The sequence below is a fragment of the Streptomyces sp. NPDC048483 genome (assembly GCF_040651455.1).
In the GTDB taxonomy this organism is placed as follows: Bacteria; Actinomycetota; Actinomycetes; order Streptomycetales; family Streptomycetaceae; genus Streptomyces.
The window spans coordinates 48,653-69,112 of sequence record NZ_JBEZJZ010000022.1 but is presented as its reverse complement, the minus strand read 5'-3'; the positions used below and the strand labels follow the sequence as shown (position 1 = coordinate 69,112).

Below are 20,460 nucleotides of genomic sequence, written 5' to 3'. Positions count from 1 at the left end.
GAACGTTGAACACCACCGAGGAGACACCACGTCCATGCGCGTGACGCACGGTTTACCGCTGGCCGGGAAGACGACCCTGGGCATGGGAGGCCCGGCGGCGGTGTTCGCCGATCTGCAGGATCTTGCCGACTTCCCTGAGTTCGTCGCACTCACCGAAGCCTTCCCCGGCGCTCCGACCTGCCTGGGGGCAGGCAGCAATGTGCTGGTCGCCGACGTGGGCTGTTCGTCGCCCGTGCTGCGGATGGACACGAGGGGCGTGCGGTTCGTAGGGGAGGCGGCCGACGGCCGGACCCTGGTCGAGGTGCAGGCCGGCCACCCCCTGTCCGATCTGGTCGACACGACCGTCGATCACGGGCTGACCGGCATGGAGATGCTCACGGGCATCCCAGGGACCGTCGGCGCCACGCCGGTCCAGAATGTCGGCGCGTACGGCCAGGAGATCTCCGACGTGCTGGTCGAGGTGACGGCCTGGGACTGGACAGCGCGCCGCCGCGTCACGCTGGACGCGGCGGCGTGCGGGCTGGCGCACCGCTCCAGTGTCTTCAAGGGTTCCAGCCGCTGGACCTTGCTGACGCTGGTCTTCGCCCTGCGGAAGTCCGCGCTCGGCGCCCCCCTCACCTACCGCATGGTCGCCGAGCAGCTCGATATGCCGGTCGGCAGCCGGGTGCCACCGGCCGAGGCGGCCCAGGCGGTGCTGGCTGTCCGGAGGCGCAAGGGCATGGTGCTGGGGTGCTCCGACGCCGACCGCCGGACGGTCGGCAGCGTTTTCTTCAGCCCCGAAGTGACCCCGGCCCAGGCCAGGCGGCTGCAGGACGAAGGCGCGTCGCTCAACCGCTTCCCCGACGGCTCGACCAGGGTGAGTGCGAGCTGGCTGATGCGGCGGGCGGGCTTCGCCCTCGGCAGCCCGGTTGCCGAGGGCGTACGCGTCTCGCACCTGCACCACACCCTGGTCGCCGATGAGGGCGCGAGCGCGGCGGGGTTCACCGAAGCCATCGGTGTGGTCGTTCAGCGTGTCCTGGAGCGCACCGGCATACACCTCACACCGGAGATCGACTTTCTCGGCGACTGGCCTCAGGAAGGGGCTTCCTGCTTTTGCGGGGAGCCCCGGCAAGGGTCGCCGAAGGGTCGCCGCTTCGCCACGGAGTAGTTGTGGGTGTTGTCGCCGCCGCCCATGTGGTTGCGGCGGAATACCTGATGCGGGAACGGAGCGGACGGTGCCACCGGTAGCCGGGCAATGGAAATAATCTTGCCGGGGGGTGCATCTTTGTGGCATGTGGAATGTGGAATGTACCTCGGTTCCAGTGGCCGAGGTACTGTATTGGTGAATTGATTGAGTTGCTTGGGTGGAAGAATGTGGGGTGGGGCGGGATGGTGATGATTCGGCAGGCAAGCGCGCGGGATGCCGGGCGGCTCGGTCGGATGGTGCGTAGTTCCGAGGCGTACAAGGGGAAGTATGCGTCGATGGTTGTCGGGTATCGGGTGGGGCCCGATTACATAGAGGCACATCGGGTTTTTGTGGCGGTGGATGAAGAGGGTGATGGTCGGCTGCTCGGATTCTATTCGCTGATTGTTGATCCTCCGGAGCTGGATCTGATGTTTGTAGCGGATCATGCGCAGGGTGCGGGTATCGGGCGGCTGCTGATGGAGCACATGCGGGGCGAGGCACGGCGGGCGGGGATTGTGAGTGTGCGGGTGGTGTCGCATCCGCCTGCCGAGGGTTTTTACCGGAGCGTGGGTGCTCAGTGGATCGGAACGGATTGGGCGCGGCCGCCGGCGGTGATGTGGGATCGGCCGGAATTCATTATTCCGGTGGGGTAGGGGATCGGTCGGCGTATGTGTTCTCGATGGCCTCGAAGATGTTGGCCCGGAAGAGGGAGAGCCGCGGTAAGGCGGGAACGGGTGCGGCGATGAGGCCGCGGAATTCCTGCAGGGCGGCCGTCGCGACGTCGCCGGTCAGCAGGCCCTCGTAAAGGGCGAGAAGGCCCAGCGCATCAGGTTGATTTTGTAGTGGGGTGCGGTGGTGCCCAGTTGGCTGTCCGGTGCCTTTGGTGCCTTTGGTGCCTTTGGTGCCTTTGGTGCCTTTGCTGTCTTTGCTGTCTTTGGTGTCTCTGACGTGACGTCATGGTGTGTGGTGCGCTGTGCTCGATGACGAGTGATACGCGTGAAGGGCCGGCATGCATGGCGCTGACGGTCGAGGCGGGGTGGCGGGCGGCCGGCCCGTATGGGCACGGAAACCGTTGGCGTGTGCAGCTATATGCCGGGATGATGTCGGTATGGGTAATGCATCGCGGACGTTTGAGGATCTGGTGGCCGAGGCGGACGCCGTATTGGTGGCCGGCTGGGACTTTTCGTGGCTGGAGGGGCGGGCCACTGAGGAGCGGCCGTCGTGGGGCTATCAGCGGGAAATGAGCGGGCGGTTGGCGCGGGCGTCGGCGGCGTTGGATATTCAGACGGGCGGCGGGGAAGTGCTCGCCGAGGCGGAGGAATTTCCGCCGGTGATGGTGGCCACGGAATCCTGGCCGCCGAATGTCGCCAAGGCCACCGCGCTGCTGCATCCGCTCGGCGCCGCCGTGGTGGCCGATGCGGACGAGCCGCCGCTGCCGTTCGCCGATGCGGCCTTCGACCTGGTGACCAGCCGCCATCCGGTGACCGTGTGGTGGGAGGAGGTCGCCCGGGTGCTGCGGCCGGGCGGCACGTACTTCTCCCAACAGGTCGGCCCGGCCAGCGTGTTCGAGCTGGTGGAGTACTTCCTGGGGGCGCAGCCGGAGGACGTACGGCGGGCCCGGCATCCTGAGGATGCGCGGCGGGCGGCGAAGGCGGCCGGGCTGGAGGTGGTCGATCTCCGGGCGGAGTCGCTGCGGACCGAGTTCCTCGATATCGGGGCGGTTGTCTACTTTCTGCGGAAGGTGATCTGGATGGTGCCCGGGTTCACCGTGGACCAATACCGGGATCGGCTGCGGGAGTTGGACGCGTTGATTCGGCGGGAGGGGGCGTTTGTGGCCCATACGACGCGGTTTTTGATCGAGGCGCGGAAGTAACCCCAGCCGATCGATTCTGATTCCGGTTCCGGGTGACTTCGCGCCCCGTGGCTCACCGACGCCCCGCCGACGCAATCGTCCCCCGCGCCTCCTGTTCGGTCAGCCCCGTATGGCACGCGGCCTCGATGAGCCGGGCGCCCAGTTCCTGGCCCAGGCCGGCGTCGTGGGCGCGGCAGGCGGCCCAGAAGAGGCGGGCGTTGCGCTGGCCTTTGGGGGAGGTGCGGACGAAGCGGATCAGTGCGGAGGCGGGCTGCGGGGGGACGGGGGAAGGGGTTTCGTGGCGGCTGGGTGGAGGAGTCAGCAGGGCGAGCAGCGCGTGCGGTGCGGGGGCGGGTACGCGGGGTGCGCCGGGCGCGAGGACATAGCGGCCGCGAGCCGTGAGGGAGCCGGGGCCGACCAGATAGCCGCCGGCCCCGCGGATGTCGATGCCCGGGGCGAGACGCCCGATGGAGTTGGGGACGGGTGGCGATGGCGGGCCGGTGAACCAGAGATGGTGGCCGCCGCTCGGGGTGCGGACGGTCACCGTCGGCGGCAGCGGGAAGCGGTGCTGTTCGGCGAGGAAGCGGAGGGCGGTGAGCGCGTCGGCGCCGTTCTTGGTGTCGAGGTCGATGCCGATGAGGTGGTGCGGCGGCAGGCCGCAGGCGATGCCGTACCCGGTGGCCCAGGGGGCCGCGGCGAACATGCGGCGGATGTCGAGGGGATCGCAGCTCGCGTCGTGGACGCCGTGCCCGATCCGGCCGCAGGTGCCGCGGCAGGGCGGCGTCTCGGGGTGACCGCGGTGCGGTGAGCGGATGGCGGGGTGCTTGGTGCGGGTCAGCGGGATGACGGCGTAACCGCGCTCGGCGGCGTACAGGGCGTGGGCGAGCGCGGCGGCATGGGCGTCCGGGTGCGGGCGGGACGGCGGGCGCGGGGCCGGCCGGGGCCCGGCGGCGGGCCCAGTGGAGAGCCCGGTGGAGAGCCCGGTGGGCGGTGGGTCGGCGGCATTGCTTTGTGGCGTGCCCATGGGTCTATTTTCGTACGAATGTTCGAGAAAAGGAAGGGGGGAGGGGAGGGGGAGCCGGGGTGGAGGGGGTGGAAACGGCAGGTCACGAGGGCTTGGGGGCGTGGGCGGGGGCGCTGGGGCGTGGAGATGGTTTATCCGATGTTCCTCATACTTGCGAGGGAATCGACCCTTGATGACGGGTTCGCCGGGGATTCGGTGGGCAATTCTGAGGTCGCGACGTCGAGGCAGACGCCGGGTGGTCGGCCAACTACCCGGTAAGCAAATGAAGTTGGCAAGCAGATCGCAAACAGATCAGAGCCACCAGTTCAGAGCCACCAGTAGTGACGCAGAGCGGATCGTGTCGGTCCGATCGCGTAGGTCAGATCCAGAAGTTGTGTTCCGTAGGAGGAATAGACATGGCAAGCACCCGTACCGCCCGCGTCATCGCTGTTGCCGCCGCCCTGCCCTTTGCGGCCGTTCTCTTCAGCGGTGTGGCGCAGGCCGACAACGGCGGCCTTGCGGACCATGGGTCGAGCTCGGCCGCCGTGAGCCAGGCGGGTACCGGCGTCGTCGGCGACAACAACGGAAACTCGACCACCGGCCAGCAGGTCGCCAACGGTGCAGGCGCCTCCAACCAGAACAACACCGCGAGCGTGAACGGCTCCGGCTACACGGCCATCGACCAGGACAACGCCAGCGTCAGCTTCGGCAACAACGTCGGCTGACCTTCCCCGGCCCGCCGCCATGGGGAGTGGCGGCCGGCCGAAGAGGAGCGATGGATGAGCCAGGACAGGTGATCTGCCGAGGTCGGCACGGGCGGTTCGCGGGCTGCGCCGGGGTTCACTGCGCCGACCTTGACAGCGAGCGGGTTTCTGACGGACAGTCAGAAACCCGCTCGTTCGTTCGTACGCCCGGCTCCCCTGCGCACCGGACGTACGGCCACCAGAAGGGGAGGCCGCCGACGTGCACCTCGCCCCCACCGCGCGCCAGGAGCAGCTGCGCACCGAACTCCGCGCCTACTTCCGGGACCTGCTGCCCGACGGGCCGGTCGAGGACCCCGCCGCACAGCGCGCGGTGCTCCGCCGCATCGGCGCCGACGGCATGCTGGGACTGGGCTGGCCGACCGCGTACGGCGGCCAAGGGCGTGGCCCCGACGAGCAGTTCGTCTTCTTCGACGAGGCCTACCGCGCGGGCGCGCCCGTATCGATGGTCACCCTCAACACCGTCGGTCCGACCCTGATGAAGTACGGAACGCAGCGCCAGAAGGACTTTTTCCTGCCGCGCATCCTCACCGGCGAGATCGTCTTCGCGATCGGCTATACGGAACCGGAGGCGGGCACCGACCTCGCCGCCCTCCGTACCCGCGCCACAAAAGCGGGCCCGGACTGGCTGATCGACGGCAGCAAGAGCTTCACCAGCAACGCCCACCAGGCCGACTGGATCTGGCTCGCCTGCCGCACCGACCCCGAAGCCCCCAAGCACAAGGGCATCTCCATCCTGCTCGTGCCCACCGACGCACCCGGCTTCTCCTGGACCCCGATCGAGACGGTCGGCGGCCTGATGACCACCGCCACGTACTACGACGGCGTACGGGTCCCGGCCGGCAGCCTCGTCGGCGAGGAGAACGCCGGCTGGCAGCTGATCACCAACCAGCTCAACCACGAGCGGGTCGCGCTGGCGGCGATCGGCATGCAGGCCGAGGACGCATTCGAGGCGGCGTTGGCGTACGCCCGTACACCGGACCCGGAGACCGGCCGGCGACCGGCGGACCGTCCCTGGGTACGGTCCCGGCTCGCCGAGGCGCACGCCCGGCTGGCCGCCACCCGGCTGCTGAACTGGCGGCTGGTCGGTGATGTGGGCGCGGGGACGCTGAGCCCCGGCGATGCCAGCGGCGTGAAATTCGCCGGTACGGAGAGCACCGTCGAGGTCTACCGGATGTGCCAGGAGGTGGTCGGCGATGCCGCCCTGCTGCGGGCCGGGTCCCCGGGGGACTTCGAGGGTGGTGAGCTGGAGCGGATGAACCGTGCGGCGCAGATCAACACCTTCGGGGGCGGCGTGAGCGAGGTCCAGCGGGAGATCGTGGCGACGATGCGACTGGGGATGCGGAGGGGGCGGCGGTGAGTGATCTCCAGGCGGACGGGCTCCAGGCGGACGGCCCCAAGGCCGACGGACGCCAAGCGGGCGGACTCTACGAGCGGCTGAAGGCGTACGAGGGGCGGCCCGCGGCCACCGCCGGCGTCGGCAAGGACCCCGTCAATGAACCGATGATCCGGCACTGGTGCGAGGCGATGGGCGACACCCACCCCGCCTACCAGGGCCCGGACGCGGTCGCCCCGCCGACGATGCTCCAGGCCTGGACGATGGGCGGGCTCTCCGGGCACACCGACCGCTCGTCGGCGTACGACGAGCTGTTCGGGCTGCTGGACGGCGCCGGGTACACCTCGGTCGTCGCCACCGATTGTGAGCAGGAGTATCTGCGCCCGCTGCGCCCCGGCGACCGGATCACCTTCGACGCGGTGATCGAGTCCGTATCGGAGCGCAAGACGACGAAGCTGGGGGCCGGGCACTTTGTCACGACGCGGATGGATGTCCGGGTGGACGGGGATCCGGAGCCGGTGGGGACGCACCGGTTCCGGATCCTCAAGTACCAGCCCACCCGTCTCCCGCCACCACCCTTGCCGGAGGCGCTCCGCGCCGCCCCTTCCACTGCGCGGAAACCGAAGGCCAAGCGGCCGCGGCCGGTGATCAACCGGGACAACGCAGGGTTCTGGGACGGCGTCGCCGGGCATCGCCTGCTGATCCAGCGGTGCGGCGGGTGCGCCACGCTGCGCTTCCCCTGGCTGCCCGGGTGCAACGCGTGCGGATCGCAGGAATGGGACACCGTCGAGGCGAGCGGCGAGGGCACCGTCTATTCGTACGTGGTGATGCACCATCCGCCCTTCCCCGCCTTCGCCCCTCCCTACGCCGTGGCCCTCATCGAGCTCGCCGAAGGGGTGCGGATGGTCAGCAATGTGGTCGGGGTGCCGTACGACAAGGTGCGGATCGGGATGCCGGTGCGGCTGGAATTCCTGCGGGTGGACGAGGACTTGGAACTGCCGGTGTTCAACGGGCTGGTGGGGAGCGGCGGCTGATGGACTTCACGCCTACGGAGGAGCAGTCGGCCGCGAGCGCACTGGCTGCCGAGATCTTCGCCGATCTGTCGACGCCGGAGCGCCTGGCCGGGCTGGGTACGGCCGCCGACGCCGAGCTGTGGAAGGCGCTGTGCGCGGCCGGGCTGCCGGGTGCGGTCGAGGAGACCGGGCTGCTGGGGCTCGTCCTGCTGCTGGGGGAGCAGGGGCGTACGACGGCGCAGGTGCCGTTCGCCGCCAGCTGCGTGTACGGGCTGCTGGCGCTGGGCGCCCACGGCAGCGCGGCGCAGCGGGAGCGGCTGCTGCCCGGCCTGCGGGCGGGCGACGCGGTCGCCACCGGCGCGTTTCCGGCGCAGTCCGGCGTACGGGCCGAGGGGCTGTCGGGCGGGGCGGGGCGGCTGACCGGCGTGGTCCCGGTGGTGCCGTGGCTGCGCGAGGCGACCCATGTCCTGGTGGCGGACGCCCGGCAGGCGCTGTGGCTCGTACGGACCGATGACCCAGGGGTGCGGCGCGACCCGGTGGCGACGACCGCGCCGTGGTCCGCGGGGCGGCTCGGCCTGGACGGGGCGCCCGGCGAGCGGCTGGGCGGCGCCGGCGCGTACGCCGACGTCCTGGCCACCGCCCGTATCGCCTTCGCCGCCCTCCAGGCCGGAGTGTGCGCGGGCTCGCTGGCCCGCGCGGTCGCGCACACCACCACCCGCGAGCAGTTCGGCCGCCCCCTCTCCACCAACCAGGGAGTCCTGCTGCGCGCCGCCGACGCCTGCATGGACACCGAGGCGATCCGGGTCACCGCGTACGAGGCCGCCTGGCGCCGCGACGAAGGGCTGGACGCCGCCCCGCATGCGCTGACCGCCGCCTGGTGGGCCGCCGAGGCGGGCACCCGTGTCGTGCACACGGGCCAGCATCTGCACGGCGGCATCGGCGCCGATGTCGACCACCCCGTTCACCGGCACTTCCTCTGGGGTCGGCAACTGGCCGCCTATCTGGGATCGGGAGCCCAACTCCTGGAAGAGATGGGTGAGTTGCTCGCCATGGGTGAGTTGCTCGGCACGGACAGGATGCCCACCCCGCACGAGTTGCCGAACGAGGAGGGCCGGGCATGAAGGCCGGCGACGAGCTGCCTCCCCTGGAGGTCCCCATCACCCGCACCCTGATCGTCGCCGGCGCCCTCGCCTCGCGCGATTACCAGGACGTGCACCATGACGCCGGGCTCGCCAAGGAGAAGGGCTCGCCCGACATCTTCATGAACATCCTCACCACCAACGGCCTGGTCGGCCGGTACATCACCGACCACTTCGGGCCCACCGCCGTACTCCGCAAGGTGGCGATACGCCTGGGAGCGCCCAACTACCCTGGAGACACGATGGTGTTGAGCGGTACGGTCACCGCCGTCGACGGTGCCACGGCCCGGATCCGCGTCGTCGGCGCGAACGGGCTCGGCCACCACGTCACCGGCACGGTCACCGTCCACCTGGAGGCCGGCCGATGAGCGTCCGCCGCCCCGACTCCCTCTCCGGCCGGGCCGCCATCGCCGGCATCGGCGCCACCGAATTCTCCAAGGACTCCGGCCGCAGCGAACTCAAGCTCGCCGTCGAGGCCGTACACGCCGCCCTGGACGACGCCGGGCTCGCCCCCGCGGACGTCGACGGCCTGGTCACCTTCACCATGGACACCACCCCCGAGATCACCCTCGCGCAGGCCGCCGGCATCGGCGAGCTGTCGTTCTTCTCGCGCGTCCACTACGGGGGCGGCGCGGCCTGCGCCACCGTCCAGCAGGCGGCCCTGGCCGTCGCCACCGGCATCGCCGATGTCGTCGTCTGCTACCGCGCCTTCAACGAGCGCTCCGGCCGCCGCTTCGGCTCCGGTGTCCAGCAGCGCGAGCCGTCCGCCGAGGGCGCCGCGCTCGGCTGGAACCTCCCGTTCGGGCTGCTCACGCCCGCCTCCTGGGTCGCGATGGCCGCGCAGCGCTATCTCCACACGTACGGCCTGACGCCGGACGCGTTCGGCCAGGTCGCCGTCACCGACCGCCGCCACGCGGCCCGTAACCCCGCCGCGTACTTCTACGGCAAGCCCATCACCCTCGCCGACCACGCCGCCTCCCGGTGGATCGTGGAGCCGCTGCGGCTGCTGGACTGCTGCCAGGAGACGGACGGGGGCCAGGCCGTCGTGGTGACCTCGCCCGAGCGGGCCCGCGACCTGCGCCGGCCGCCGGCACTGATCACGGCCGCGGCGCAGGGGGCCGGCCGCGCCCAGGAGCAGATGACCAGCTTCTACCGTGACGACCTGGCCGGCCTGCCCGAGATGAACGTCGTCGCCCGGCAGCTGTGGCGCACCTCCGGGCTCATACCCGCCGATATCGACGTCGCGATCCTCTACGACCACTTCACGCCGTTCGTGCTGATGCAGCTGGAGGAATTCGGCTTCTGCGGGCCTGGCGAGGCCGCCGATTTCGTGGCCGCGGACGCGCTGCCGCTCAACACTCATGGCGGGCAGCTCGGCGAGGCGTATCTGCACGGCATGAACGGGATCGCGGAGGGCGTGCGGCAGCTGCGCGGGACGTCGGTCAACCAAGTACCGGATGCGGGGCGGGTGCTGGTGACGGCGGGGACGGGGGTGCCGACGTCGGGATTGGTGCTGGGACGGGACGGGTGAGGGGCGGGTGGTGTGACGGTCCCGCCGGCCGCCACCCGGCGGCCCCACAGCGCCACCACCTAGGGGTAGCGGCGGGCCCGTCCCCCCTGAGGAGGTGGGGCCGGCACCACCTGTACAACTTGAGGGGGAGGGGTCTTCGGCACCTGGGACCGATCCCCCAGCCCCCGGCCCGCTTCTAGCGTGGACCACATGACCACGCCAGTGTGCAAGGGCGCTTCGACCGCCGCTGTGTTCCCGACGTTCTCGTCCTATGTACGGGCCCGGGGGCCGGTCCTGCTGCGCGCTGCGCGGTCGCTGTCCGCCAACCCGAACGACGCCGAGGACCTGCTCCAGACCGCCCTCGCCAAGACCTTCGTGGCCTGGGAGCGCATCGAGGACCACCGCGCCCTGGACGGCTATGTCCGCCGCGCGCTGATCAACACCCGCACCTCCCAGTGGCGCAAGCGCAAGGTCGAGGAGTTCGCCTGCGACGAACTCCCCGAGCCGGACCCGACGCCGGCCCCCGACCCGGCCGAGCTCCAGGGCCTGCGGGATGCGATGTGGCGCGCGGTGATGCGGCTGCCCCCGCGCCAGCGGGCCATGGTCGTCCTGCGCTATTACGAGGATCTCAGCGAGGCCCAGACCGCCGAGGTCATGGAGGTCTCGGTGGGCACGGTCAAGAGCGCCGTCTCCCGCGCCCTGGCCAAGCTCCGGGAGGATCCGGAGTTGGCGGTGATCGGGTAGGGGGCCTTGCCGGGGGAGGGGGCGAGGGCCGGTGGCTTGTGGTCGGCAACTCCCCGAAAAACCGGCGGGGTTGCACCACCCCGGCGAGTAGATTGACCCGATGTCCGAACTGCGAACCGACCGCCTGATACTCCGCAACTGGCGGGAGTCCGACCTCGCCCCCTGGGCGGCGATGAATGCCGATCCCGAGGTCCGTGCCTACTTCCCGGATGTGCTCACGCGCGAGCAGAGCGAGGCCTCGGTGGCCCGCTTCCGGACCGGTATCGCACGGCGGGGCTGGGGGTGGTGGGCGGTAGAGGTGCTCGACACCGGGGAGTTCATCGGGGTCACCGGGCTGGGACCGGTCGAGGACGGCGCGCCGTTCGCCGGGCTGGATCCGGCCGATGACAAGGCGCCGTTCACCGCAGTGGAGGCCGGCTGGCGGCTGCCCCGGTCGGCCTGGGGCCACGGTTACGCCACCGAGGCCGCCCGGGCCGCCCTGTCCTACGGCTTCGAGGACCTCGCGCTGCCGGAGATCCTCGCCGTAACGGCTGCCACCAATCTCCGCTCCCAGGCCGTGATGCGCCGCCTCGGCATGACCCACGACCCCGCCGACGACTTCGACGACCCGGCCTACCCCGAAGGCCCGCTGCGCCGCAGCGTGGTGTACCGGATCCCCGCGGAACGGCAGCGGCGCCGCACCGGCGAGTGAGGCGGGGGCGCTACGTTCCCCGGCTCACCAGCAGTCTGCCCACGGCCTGTTCCAGTTCGGCGATGCGGTCGGCGAGGTTGGTGGGTTCGGGGCCTTCCGTGTCGCGCAGCATGGATTCGATCTCGGTGAGCTGGCCGACGACCTCGGCGAGCCGGGCAGCCTCGCCGGGGCCGGTGGCGAGGGCGTCCTGCCCGTGGGGGAGGCCGACGCGGGGGGTCAGGGGGGACTCGGAGGACGGGGAGGGCGTGGAGGGGGAGGTGGAAGGCGTGGTGGGGGGTGTGGAGGATGCGGAGAGGGTGGGGGTGTCCGGGAGTTCTACCGTCTCCATGGGCTGGGCCGGCTGGGGGGACGTGGCCGCGGGAGGTGGCTCGGCGGGTTCCGTGGGCTCCGAGGGTTCCATGGGGAGCTGGGCGGGGGCCTGGGTCACGGCGTCCCCGGCGGCCTCCTCCGATGTGAGCAGCCGCTTCAACTGCTCGGCCTGGGCGGCCAGTTGGCGGTTCTTCCGGTGCAGTTCCAGGAAGACATTGACCTTGGTGCGCAGCAGCCATGGGTCGAAGGGCTTGATGAGGAAGTCGGCCGCGCCGACCGTGTAGCCGCGGTAGGCGTAGTTGGGGTCCACGGAGGCGCCGGTCAGGAGGATGATCGGGACGTCCTTGGTCTGGTCGAGGCCCTTGATGTTGGCGGCGGTCTCGAAGCCGTTCATGCCCGGCATCAGGACGTCGATGAGGACGACCGCGAACTCCTCGCGCAGCATCGCCTTGAGCGCCTCCTCGCCCGAGCGCGCGCGGACCACGTGCTGGCTGAGCGAGCCGAGGACGGCCTCCAGGGCGACCAGGTTCTCCTCCATGTCGTCGACGATGAGGATGCCAGGGGGGCTGTCGAGTGCGGTGGTCATGTGGCCTCCCCCGTAGTGCCGCCGGTGTCGTCAGGGCCGGGGGTGTCCGGCTCGTGGGCCGCCGGCTCTCTGGCGGCCGTCGCCTCCCTGGCCGCTGCCTCGCCGGACGCCGCCTCGGTGGTTCCGTTGCTGTCCGGGGGCTCCGGCCGTGCGGCGGGTCCCGTACGGTCCTGCGGATCCAGGAGGCGGCAGATCACTGCCAGCAGCCGGTCGACGTCGACGGGCTTGGGGATGTAGTCGTCGGCCCCGCTCTCTATCGCCTTCTCGCGGTCGCCCGGCATGGCCTTCGCGGTGAGCGCGATGACCGGCAGCTCCGCGAAGCGGGGTGCGTGACGGATCGCCTTGATCATCTCGTAACCATCCATTTCGGGCATCATGATGTCCATCAGGATCAGCGACACATCGGGCGTCCGGTCCAGGACCTCGAGGCCTTCGCGGCCGTTCTCCGCGTACTTCACGCTGATGCCGACCCGGCCCAGTACATGCGTGAGCGCGAAGACATTGCGGATGTCGTCGTCGACGATGAGGATCTGGCGGTTGGCCAGCACCCGGCCGGGGCGGCCGCTGAGCCATTCCCTGAGGCGGGTGGTCTCCGGCCAGGCGACGTCCGGGCCATCGGGGCGGGAGGCGGCCGGAGTTGCCGTACGGGCGGGGGCTTCCGGCTCGTCGAAGGCGCTCACCGGGTCCTTGGTGTGCGCCTCGGCGTCGGGCGCCGTGCCATCGGTGCGGAGCTCCGCAATTTTTCCTGCCACGACGGGAACATTACGCACAGTAGTTCCGTTGTCACGAATAGTGGGAATGGAGGCGGTCGTCGAGGCCGGGGGAAGGGAGAGGAGGGTGGCGCCGGTGTAGCGGGCGGGGACGTAGAGGGTGAAGGTCGAGCCGGCGCCGGGTTCGCTTTCGGCGATGATCCGGCCGCCGAGCAGGGCGGCCATGTCGCGGCTGATGGAGAGGCCGAGGCCGGTGCCGCCGTACTTGCGGTTGGTGGTGCCGTCGGACTGCTGGAACGCCTCGAAGATGCCGTTGAGTTTCTCCGGCGGGATGCCGATGCCGGTGTCCTTGACCGCGAAGGCGAGGACGACATCGGCCTTGCGCAGGGGCTCCTCCGTGAAGTCGGCGGACGGTACGCGTTCGACGCTGAGTTCGACGCCGCCGGTGGAGGTGAACTTCACGGCATTGGAGAGGAGGTTGCGCAGGATCTGCTGGAGGCGCTGTTCGTCGGAGAACAGCTCGCGGGGGACGTTCTCGCCGACCTTGACGTCGAAGGAGAGGCCGCGGTCGGCGGTGAGCGGGCGGAAGGTCGCCCGGACGTAGTCGAGGAGCTTGTCCAGGGGGAGGGCCTTGGGGTGGACGTCCATCCTCCCTGCCTCGATCTTCGACAGGTCGAGGATGTCGTTGATGAGCTGGAGGAGATCGGAGCCGGCGCGGTGGATGGTGACCGCGAACTCCACCTCCTGCGGGGAGAGCCGGCTGTCGGGGTTGTCGGCGAGGAGGCGGGAGAGCACGAGGAGGGAGTTGAGGGGGGTGCGCAGCTCGTGCGACATATTGGCCAGGAATTCGGACTTGTACTGGGACGAGGTGGCGAGCAGGGCCGCCTTTTCCTCCAGCTCGGCGTTGGTGAGCTGGAGCTCGTCGGAGCGTTGGCGCAGCTCGGCGGTCAGCCGCTGGGATTCCGAAAGGAGGGATTCCGTACGGGAGTTGGCGATGATGGTGTTGATGGAGACGCCGATGGTGTTGGCGAACTGGTCGATGAAGGCGAGGTGTACTTCGCTGAACCGGCTGAACGACGCCAGCTCGATCACGCCGAGCACCTGGTCCTCGAAGAGGACGGGCAGGATGACGACGCTGGCGGGAGCGGCGGCGCCGAGCCCGGAGCGGATGGTGATGTAGTCCGCGGGGACGGCGTCGACGAGGATGCGCTTCTTCTCCATCGCGGCCTGGGTGATCAGGCCCCAGCCGGGGGTGCCGGGGCTGGGCAGCGAGCGCCGGCCCTCGGCCTGCCCGGTGCCGTAACCGGCGATGAACTCCAGCCCTTCGCCCGGCTCTGCGCCCGCCTCGGCCAGGAAGAACGCGCCGAACTGCGCGTTCACCAGCGGTGTCAGCTCGCGCAGGATCAGGTCGGCGACCTCGACCAGGTCGCGGTGGCCCTGCATCAGGCCGGCGATACGGGTGAGGTTGGACTCCAGCCAGTCCTTGGCGCGGGTGGTCTCGCGCAGGTTCGCCACCATGAGGTTGACGTTGTTCTTCAGCGCGGCGACCTCGCCCTGGGCCTCCACCGAGATGGAGCCGGACATATCGCCCTGGGTGACCGCGCTGGCGACCTCGGCGATCGCCCGGACCTGTGTGGTCAGGTTCAGCGCCAGCTCGTTGACGCTGGTGGTCAGCTTCTTCCAGGTGCCGTAGACGCCCTCGACCCGGGCCTGGCCGCCCAGCTGCCCCTCGCTGCCCACCTCGCGCGCCACTCGCGTCACCTCGGAGGAGAACGACGAGAGGGTGTCGACCATGGTGTTGATGGTGGACTTGAGCTCCAGGATCTCGCCCCGGGCGTCCACATCGATCTTCTTGGACAGGTCGCCCTTGGCCACGGCCGTGGCGACCTGGGCGATGTTGCGGACCTGGGAGGTCAGGTTGTCGGCCATGGAGTTGACGTTGTCGGTGAGGTTCTTCCAGACCCCGGACACGCCGTGGACCTGCGCCCGGCCGCCCAGCCGGCCCTCGGTGCCGACCTCGCGGGCCACCCGCGTGACCTCGTCCGCGAACGCCCGCAGCTGCTGAACCATGGTGTTCACGGTTTCCTTCAGCTCCAGGATCTCGCCCCGGGCGTCCACATCGATCTTCTTCGACAGGTCGCCATTGGCCACGGCCGTGGTCACCTGGGCGATGTTGCGGACCTGGGAGGTCAGGTTGAGCGCCATGGAGTTGACGTTGTCGGTGAGGTCCTTCCAGACCCCGGATACGCCCCGGACCTGGGCCTGACCGCCGAGGTTGCCCTCGGTGCCGACCTCGCGGGCCACGCGTGTGACCTCGTCGGCGAAGGCGGACAGCTGGTCCACCATGGTGTTGATCGTGGTCTTGAGCTCCAGGATCTCGCCCTTCGCCTCCACGGTGATCGTCTTGCCGAGGTCGCCCTCCGCGACGGCGGTCGCCACCAGGGCGATGTTGCGGACCTGAGTGGTCAGGTTGTCGGCCATGAAGTTGACGCTCTCGGTGAGGTCCTTCCAGACCCCGGATACGCCCCGGACCTGCGCCCGGCCGCCCAGCCGGCCCTCGGTGCCGACCTCGCGGGCCACGCGTGTGACCTCGTCGGCGAAGGCGGACAGCTGGTCCACCATGGTGTTCACGGTGTCCTTGAGCTGCAGGATCTCGCCCCGCGCATCCACCGTGATCTTCTGGCTGAGGTCGCCGTTGGCCACCGCCGTCGTCACCTGCGCGATGTTGCGGACCTGCCAGGTCAGGTTGGACGCCATGAAGTTGACGTTGTCGGTGAGGTCCTTCCAGACCCCGGACACGCCCCGGACCTGCGCCCGGCCGCCGAGCTGGCCTTCCGTGCCGACCTCGCGGGCCACGCGCGTGACCTCGTCGGCGAACGCCCGCAGCTGGTCGACCATCTTGTTCACGGTCAGCTTCAGCTCCAGCAGCTCACCGGTGGCCTCGACCGTCACCTGCTGGGTCAGGTCGCCGCGGGCCACCGCCGTGGTGACCACCGCGATGTCACGCACCTGCGCCGTCAGCCGCGACGCCATGGTGTTGACCGCCTCGGTCACATGCAGCCAGTCGCCGGAGAGGCCCTGGGCCTTGGCCCGGCCGCCCAGCCGGCCTTCGGTGCCCACCTCGCGGGCCACCCGGGTGACCTCGCCGGTGAACAGCGACAGCTGGTCCACCATGCGGTTGACGCCGCTGCCCAGGCGGCGCAGATCGCCGCGGAGCTGGCGGTTGCCGTCGTGCAGCTCGACATGCTGGGTCAGATCACCGTCCGCCACCGCATCCAGCACCCGGGTGGCCTTCGAGACCGGGACCACCAGCGCCTCGAGCACCGTATTGGCCGCATCCACATTGGTCGTCCAGCCGCCCTGGCCGGGGCTCGCGGTGATCCGCTCGTCCAGCCGGCCCTGCCGGATGATCTCGCGGCGGACGCGCTGCAGCTCGCCGGCCAGATGCGCGTTACGGGCCACGACCTGGTTGAAGACCCCCGCGATATCGGCCAGTACACCGTCCTGGACGCCGTCCGCATGCGCCGTGAAATCCCCGTCGCACAGTGCGTTCATGGCCGCGAGCAGCTGGCGCAGGTCTCCGGTGCGGATCTGCTGGAGGTCGCCCGGCACCGTTTGCAGGGCACCCGTACGTACCTCCTGCCCGTCAGGCGCGGTGTCGGAGCGGGCAGGGGAGGGGGAGCTTCCCGGGTGCGGAGGTGGAGAAGCGGAGTGAGGCCGGGCCGGGTCGCGGGCCATGGCGAACCATCCCCCAATGATCCATTTGGGCAGATATGTCATAGTATAAAGCGCTCACCATTACTTCTTCCCAGGCGCACCCAGGGGGTGCAGTGGGGCCGTTGTCCGCACCCGCGACGGAAGCCGTGTCCCGCAAGGGGCTGCCGGCGAATCAGCTCGCGCCCGCCGGGGCCCGCAAATTCGTCCGTACGGTGCTCACCGAACGGGCCCGGCGGCGCCCTGCCACCCCCGGTTCGGCCGCGCTCACCGACCGCTTCATCGACGACGTGCTCCTCCTCGTCAGCGAGCTCGTCACCAACGCCGTCATGTATGCCGGTACGGAGATGGATGTGACCTGCCGCCTGGAGCCGGGCCGGGCGCGAAACGGCGGGGGCAACGGCCCGGACGGCGAGGGCGACGGTCCCGCGACCATGGGCGTCGTCGTCGAGGTCGCCGACCGCCACCCCTCCCGCGGCGTACACGGCGGCGTGGACGCGCGCACCGGTGAACCCGGCTTCGGCCTTCAGCTGGTGAGCGCGGTGGCGGAGTCCTGGGGCGTGACCTACCGGCAGTCCTCGAAGACGGTGTGGTTCCGCCTGGTGGCCAAGGAGGGCGAGCCCGAGCCCCCCGGCCCACCACCCGCCCGGCCACGTGCTGCCGCGCGCCCCGCAAGCGTCCACCCCGCCCACCCCGACCATCCCGCCCACCCCGACCATCCCGCCCATCTGGCCCACGCGCACCCCGCCGAATGGGCAGACCGCGGCGGCCCCTCCTTCCTCGCCGAGACCAGCGAGCTGCTGGCCGGACAGCTCGACCAGGACATGGTCACCGCGCTCGCCGCGCAGCTGCTCGTCCCCCGCCTCGCCGACTGGTGCGCCATCTGGCTGAGCACCGAGGCCACCGGCATGAAGCTGTCCCGCGTCTGGCACGTCGACGAGCGGCGCATCCTGCCGCTGCGCGCCGACCTGGAACGGGACGCGCCGGTCGGCGGGGTGCGTAGTGCGGGCATCCCCTGGCCCTGGCCGGAAAGCGCCGGCGCCGAGCACATCGGCGGCTCGGCCCTGGCGTTCCCCCTGGTGGCGCGGGACACCGAACAGGGCCTTCTGCTGCTCGGCCGGGCGGGACACCTGCAGATGACGGACACCGTCGTACGGATGGTGGAGGACGTGGCCCGACGGGTGGCCCAGGCCGTGTTCACCGCCCGCCAGTACACCCGGCAGACCACCATCAGCCAGGCGCTGCAACGCCGGCAGCTGCCCGCGTCGCTGGCCAGCATCGAAGGCGTCGACACCGCCATCGTGTACGAGCCGCACGGCGAGGGGCAGACCGTCGGCGGCGACTTCTACGACATCTTCCCGATGGGCGAACACCGCTGGTGCTTCCTGCTCGGCGACGTCCAGGGCAAGGACCCGGAGGCGATGTCGGTCACCGGACTCGCCCGCCACCTGGTGCGGCTGCTGGCCCGCGAGGGGCACGGCGTCGAGTCCGTCCTCGGCAGACTCAACACCGCCATGGCCGAGGAGAGCGCCGAGGCCGTGGAACTCGGCGGCGAACAGGCCAGCTCCCGCTTCCTGAGCCTCCTCTACGGCGAGCTGGAGGTCGAGGCGGGCATGTCCGGCGCCCACTGCACGGTCGCCACCGCCGGCCACCCGCCGCCGCTGCACCTCTTCGTCGACGGAAAGGTGGAACCGGCCTCCGAACCCCAGATGCTCCTCGGCATCGACGAAGGCTCCGATTTCCAGGCCACCTCCTTCGACCTCGCCCCCGGTGAGAGCCTGCTCTGCGTCACCGACGGTGTCACCGAACGCCGCTCCGGCAATTGGCAGCTCGACGACAACGACGGCCTGGCCGAGATCCTCCGGGACGGCATGGGCCTGGGCGCCAAGGCGCTGGCGGAGCACGTACGGCGGGCGGCGCACGACTTCGGCACGGGGCCGGTGGAGGACGATCTGTCGGTGCTGGTGCTCCAGGCGGTCCGCGGCGGGAACGGACAGCGGGGGTGAGGGGCGCCTGGCCGGAAGGCCGGTCCGTGCGCCGGGAACAGCCACCCCGGCGGGTGACCAGCCACCCGGCGCGCTGAACCGCCCTCCCGGTTTCCTGACCTGCGGGCAAGAACACACTCCAGGCGCGTGACATACCACCTGGTATGCATCGAGAATCGCAGCACTACCCGTCCGTAACCAAGCGGAGGCACCCGGTGCTCAGCACGATGCAGGACGTATCGCTCACGGTCTCGCGAATCCTCACCCACGGATCGACCGTCCACGGTGATTCCGAGGTCATCACCTGGACCGGTACGGATCCGCACCGCCGTACCTACGCCGAGATCGGCCGCCGGGCCGCCCAGCTGGCGCATGCGCTGCGCGAGGGACTCGGGGTGGCGGCCGAGGAGCGGGTCGGCACGCTCATGTGGAACAACGCCGAGCACCTGGAGGCATATCTCGCCATCCCCTCCATGGGGGCGGTGCTGCACACCCTCAACCTCCGCCTGCCCGCGGAGCAGTTGACCTGGATCATCAACCACGCCGGGGACCGGGTCGTCCTCGTCAACGGCACCCTGCTCCCCCTGCTCGCCCCCCTGCTGCCGCAGCTGCCCGCGGTGGAGCACATCGTCGTCTCCGGCCCCGGTGACCTCTCCCTCCTCGGCGGCTCGTCCGCCCAGGTGCACGACTACGAGGAGCTGCTCGCCGGCCGCCAGGAGACCTACGCCTGGCCGGACATCGACGAACGTGAGGCCGCCGCCCTCTGCTACACCTCCGGGACGACCGGCGACCCCAAGGGCGTGCTCTACAGCCACCGTTCGCTCTATCTGCACTCCCTCCAGGTCAACAACGCCGAGGCGTTCGCGCTCAGCTCCCGCGACCTCGCGCTGCCGGTCGTCCCGATGTTCCACGTCAACGCCTGGGGCCTGCCGCACGCCGCCTTCATGGCCGGTGCGTCCCTGCTGATGCCGGAGCGCTTCCTCCAGCCGGCCCCGCTCGCCGAGATGATCGCGTCGCTACGGCCCACCATCGGCGCCGCCGTCCCCACCATCTGGCAGGGCCTGCTCGCCGAACTGGACGGCAACAAACGAGATGTCAGCTGTCTGCACACGGTCATCATCGGCGGCTCCGCCTGCCCGCCCGTCCTGATGCGCGGCTTCCAGGAACGGCACGGCATCCGCGTCGTCCACGCCTGGGGCATGACCGAGACCTCCCCGCTGGGCTCCGTGGGGCATCCGCCGGCCGGGGTGAGCGGCGAGGAGGAGTGGGCCTACCGCGCCACCCAGGGCCGCTTCCCCGCCTCCGTGGAGGCGCGGCTGATCGGCCCCGGTGGCGAGGAACTGCCCTGGGACGGCGAATCCGCGGGCGAACTGGAGGTCCGCGGGCCGTGGATCGCGGGTGCCTACTTCGGCGGCGCCGAGGGCGAACCACTGCGCCCGGAGGACAAGTTCAGCCCCGACGGCTGGCTGCGCACCGGCGACGTCGGCACCATCACCCCCAACGGGTATCTGACCCTGACCGACCGTGCCAAGGACGTCATCAAGTCGGGCGGGGAGTGGATCTCGTCCGTCGAGCTGGAGAACCACCTGATGGCCCACCCGGGCGTCGCGGAGGCCGCGGTCGTCGCCGTACCCGACGAGAAGTGGGGCGAGCGGCCGCTGGCGACGGTGGTGGTGACGGACGGCTCGGCTGTCACTTACGAGGAGCTGAAGGCGTTCCTCGGCGAGCGGGTCGCCCGTTGGCAGCTGCCGGAGCGGTGGGCGGTGATCCCGTCGGTGCCGAAGACGAGCGTGGGCAAGTTCGACAAGAAGGTGCTACGGCGGCAGTACGCCGACGGGGAGCTGGAAGTGACGCGGCTCGGGTGAGTCCCGCGGGCGGCCGTGGGGGGGGGCGGGCCGGGCCCCCCCCCCCCCCCGGGGCGCCCCGCCCGGGGGGGGCAACC

Annotated in this window: 15 protein-coding genes and 1 pseudogene; 13 read left to right on the top strand and 3 right to left on the bottom strand. The window is 70.6% G+C overall.

Going from position 1 to position 20,460, the window contains the following annotated elements; all coding sequences use genetic code 11:
• The first annotated feature begins 34 nt into the window (after window positions 1-34).
• The 3 genes from AB0D04_RS14705 (at window position 35) to AB0D04_RS14695 (ending at window position 3,038) form a co-directional block, all read left to right on the top strand.
• Entirely contained in the window at window positions 35-1,147 is a 1,113-nt protein-coding gene (locus AB0D04_RS14705) for a UDP-N-acetylmuramate dehydrogenase (protein WP_362702859.1), read from the top strand.
• A gap of 221 nt (window positions 1,148-1,368) precedes the next feature.
• Window positions 1,369-1,818: a GNAT family N-acetyltransferase gene (locus tag AB0D04_RS14700; RefSeq protein ID WP_362702907.1), complete on the top strand. Its 450-nt coding sequence runs from the start codon at window positions 1,369-1,371 to the stop codon at window positions 1,816-1,818.
• A 455-nt stretch (window positions 1,819-2,273) separates the two neighbouring features.
• On the top strand, window positions 2,274-3,038 hold the full coding sequence (locus tag AB0D04_RS14695) for a methyltransferase domain-containing protein (RefSeq protein ID WP_362702858.1): 765 nt from the start codon (window positions 2,274-2,276) through the stop codon (window positions 3,036-3,038).
• Window positions 3,039-3,090: 52 nt separating this feature from the next.
• On the opposite strand, the gene AB0D04_RS14690 is transcribed toward AB0D04_RS14695, so the two are convergent.
• A complete protein-coding gene (locus AB0D04_RS14690) occupies window positions 3,091-4,041 on the bottom strand; it encodes a bifunctional DNA primase/polymerase (RefSeq protein WP_362702856.1) in 951 nt (316 codons plus the stop codon).
• A 395-nt stretch (window positions 4,042-4,436) separates the two neighbouring features.
• On the opposite strand from AB0D04_RS14690, the gene AB0D04_RS14685 reads away from it, so the two are divergent.
• From AB0D04_RS14685 to AB0D04_RS14650, 8 genes are all read left to right on the top strand, one after another.
• Entirely contained in the window at window positions 4,437-4,745 is a 309-nt protein-coding gene (locus AB0D04_RS14685; RefSeq protein ID WP_362702855.1) for a hypothetical protein, read from the top strand.
• 238 nt (window positions 4,746-4,983) lie between these two features.
• Window positions 4,984-6,141: an acyl-CoA dehydrogenase family protein gene (locus AB0D04_RS14680; protein WP_362702854.1), complete on the top strand. Its 1,158-nt coding sequence runs from the start codon at window positions 4,984-4,986 to the stop codon at window positions 6,139-6,141.
• 77 nt (window positions 6,142-6,218) lie between these two features.
• A complete protein-coding gene (locus AB0D04_RS14675; protein ID WP_362702906.1) occupies window positions 6,219-7,151 on the top strand; it encodes an OB-fold domain-containing protein in 933 nt (310 codons plus the stop codon).
• Complete coding sequence (locus AB0D04_RS14670; protein ID WP_362702853.1) at window positions 7,151-8,251, top strand: acyl-CoA dehydrogenase family protein; 1,101 nt, start codon at window positions 7,151-7,153, stop codon at window positions 8,249-8,251. The genes AB0D04_RS14675 and AB0D04_RS14670 overlap by 1 nt, the downstream gene beginning before the upstream one ends.
• Window positions 8,248-8,637 (top strand): MaoC family dehydratase, encoded by a 390-nt coding sequence (locus AB0D04_RS14665; RefSeq protein WP_362702852.1) that lies wholly within the window; start codon window positions 8,248-8,250, stop codon window positions 8,635-8,637. Before AB0D04_RS14670 ends, AB0D04_RS14665 begins: the two co-directional genes overlap by 4 nt.
• Window positions 8,634-9,800, top strand: a complete 1,167-nt coding sequence (locus AB0D04_RS14660; protein WP_362702851.1) for a lipid-transfer protein — start codon at window positions 8,634-8,636, stop codon at window positions 9,798-9,800. Before AB0D04_RS14665 ends, AB0D04_RS14660 begins: the two co-directional genes overlap by 4 nt.
• 189 nt (window positions 9,801-9,989) lie before the next feature.
• The gene (locus AB0D04_RS14655) at window positions 9,990-10,523 is read left to right on the top strand and encodes a SigE family RNA polymerase sigma factor (RefSeq protein ID WP_362702850.1); all 534 of its coding nucleotides are present in this window, start codon (window positions 9,990-9,992) and stop codon (window positions 10,521-10,523) included.
• A 100-nt stretch (window positions 10,524-10,623) separates the two neighbouring features.
• Window positions 10,624-11,214, top strand: coding sequence for a GNAT family N-acetyltransferase (locus tag AB0D04_RS14650; RefSeq protein ID WP_362702849.1), 591 nt, complete (start codon window positions 10,624-10,626; stop codon window positions 11,212-11,214).
• Between the two features lie 442 nt (window positions 11,215-11,656).
• On the opposite strand, the pseudogene AB0D04_RS14645 reads toward AB0D04_RS14650, so the two are convergent.
• Window positions 11,657-12,109, bottom strand: a pseudogene (locus tag AB0D04_RS14645) (response regulator); the annotation flags it as partial.
• Window positions 12,106-16,374: a HAMP domain-containing protein gene (locus tag AB0D04_RS14640; RefSeq protein WP_362702904.1), complete on the bottom strand. Its 4,269-nt coding sequence runs from the start codon at window positions 16,372-16,374 to the stop codon at window positions 12,106-12,108. The gene AB0D04_RS14640 and the pseudogene AB0D04_RS14645, both read right to left, overlap by 4 nt.
• A 308-nt stretch (window positions 16,375-16,682) precedes the next feature.
• Between AB0D04_RS14640 and AB0D04_RS14635 the strand changes: the two genes are divergently transcribed.
• Both AB0D04_RS14635 and AB0D04_RS14630 read left to right on the top strand, forming a co-directional pair.
• Window positions 16,683-18,539, top strand: coding sequence for a SpoIIE family protein phosphatase (locus tag AB0D04_RS14635; protein ID WP_362702903.1), 1,857 nt, complete (start codon window positions 16,683-16,685; stop codon window positions 18,537-18,539).
• Between the two features lie 194 nt (window positions 18,540-18,733).
• Window positions 18,734-20,383 (top strand): long-chain fatty acid--CoA ligase, encoded by a 1,650-nt coding sequence (locus tag AB0D04_RS14630; protein WP_362702848.1) that lies wholly within the window; start codon window positions 18,734-18,736, stop codon window positions 20,381-20,383.
• Window positions 20,384-20,460: the final 77 nt, after the last annotated feature.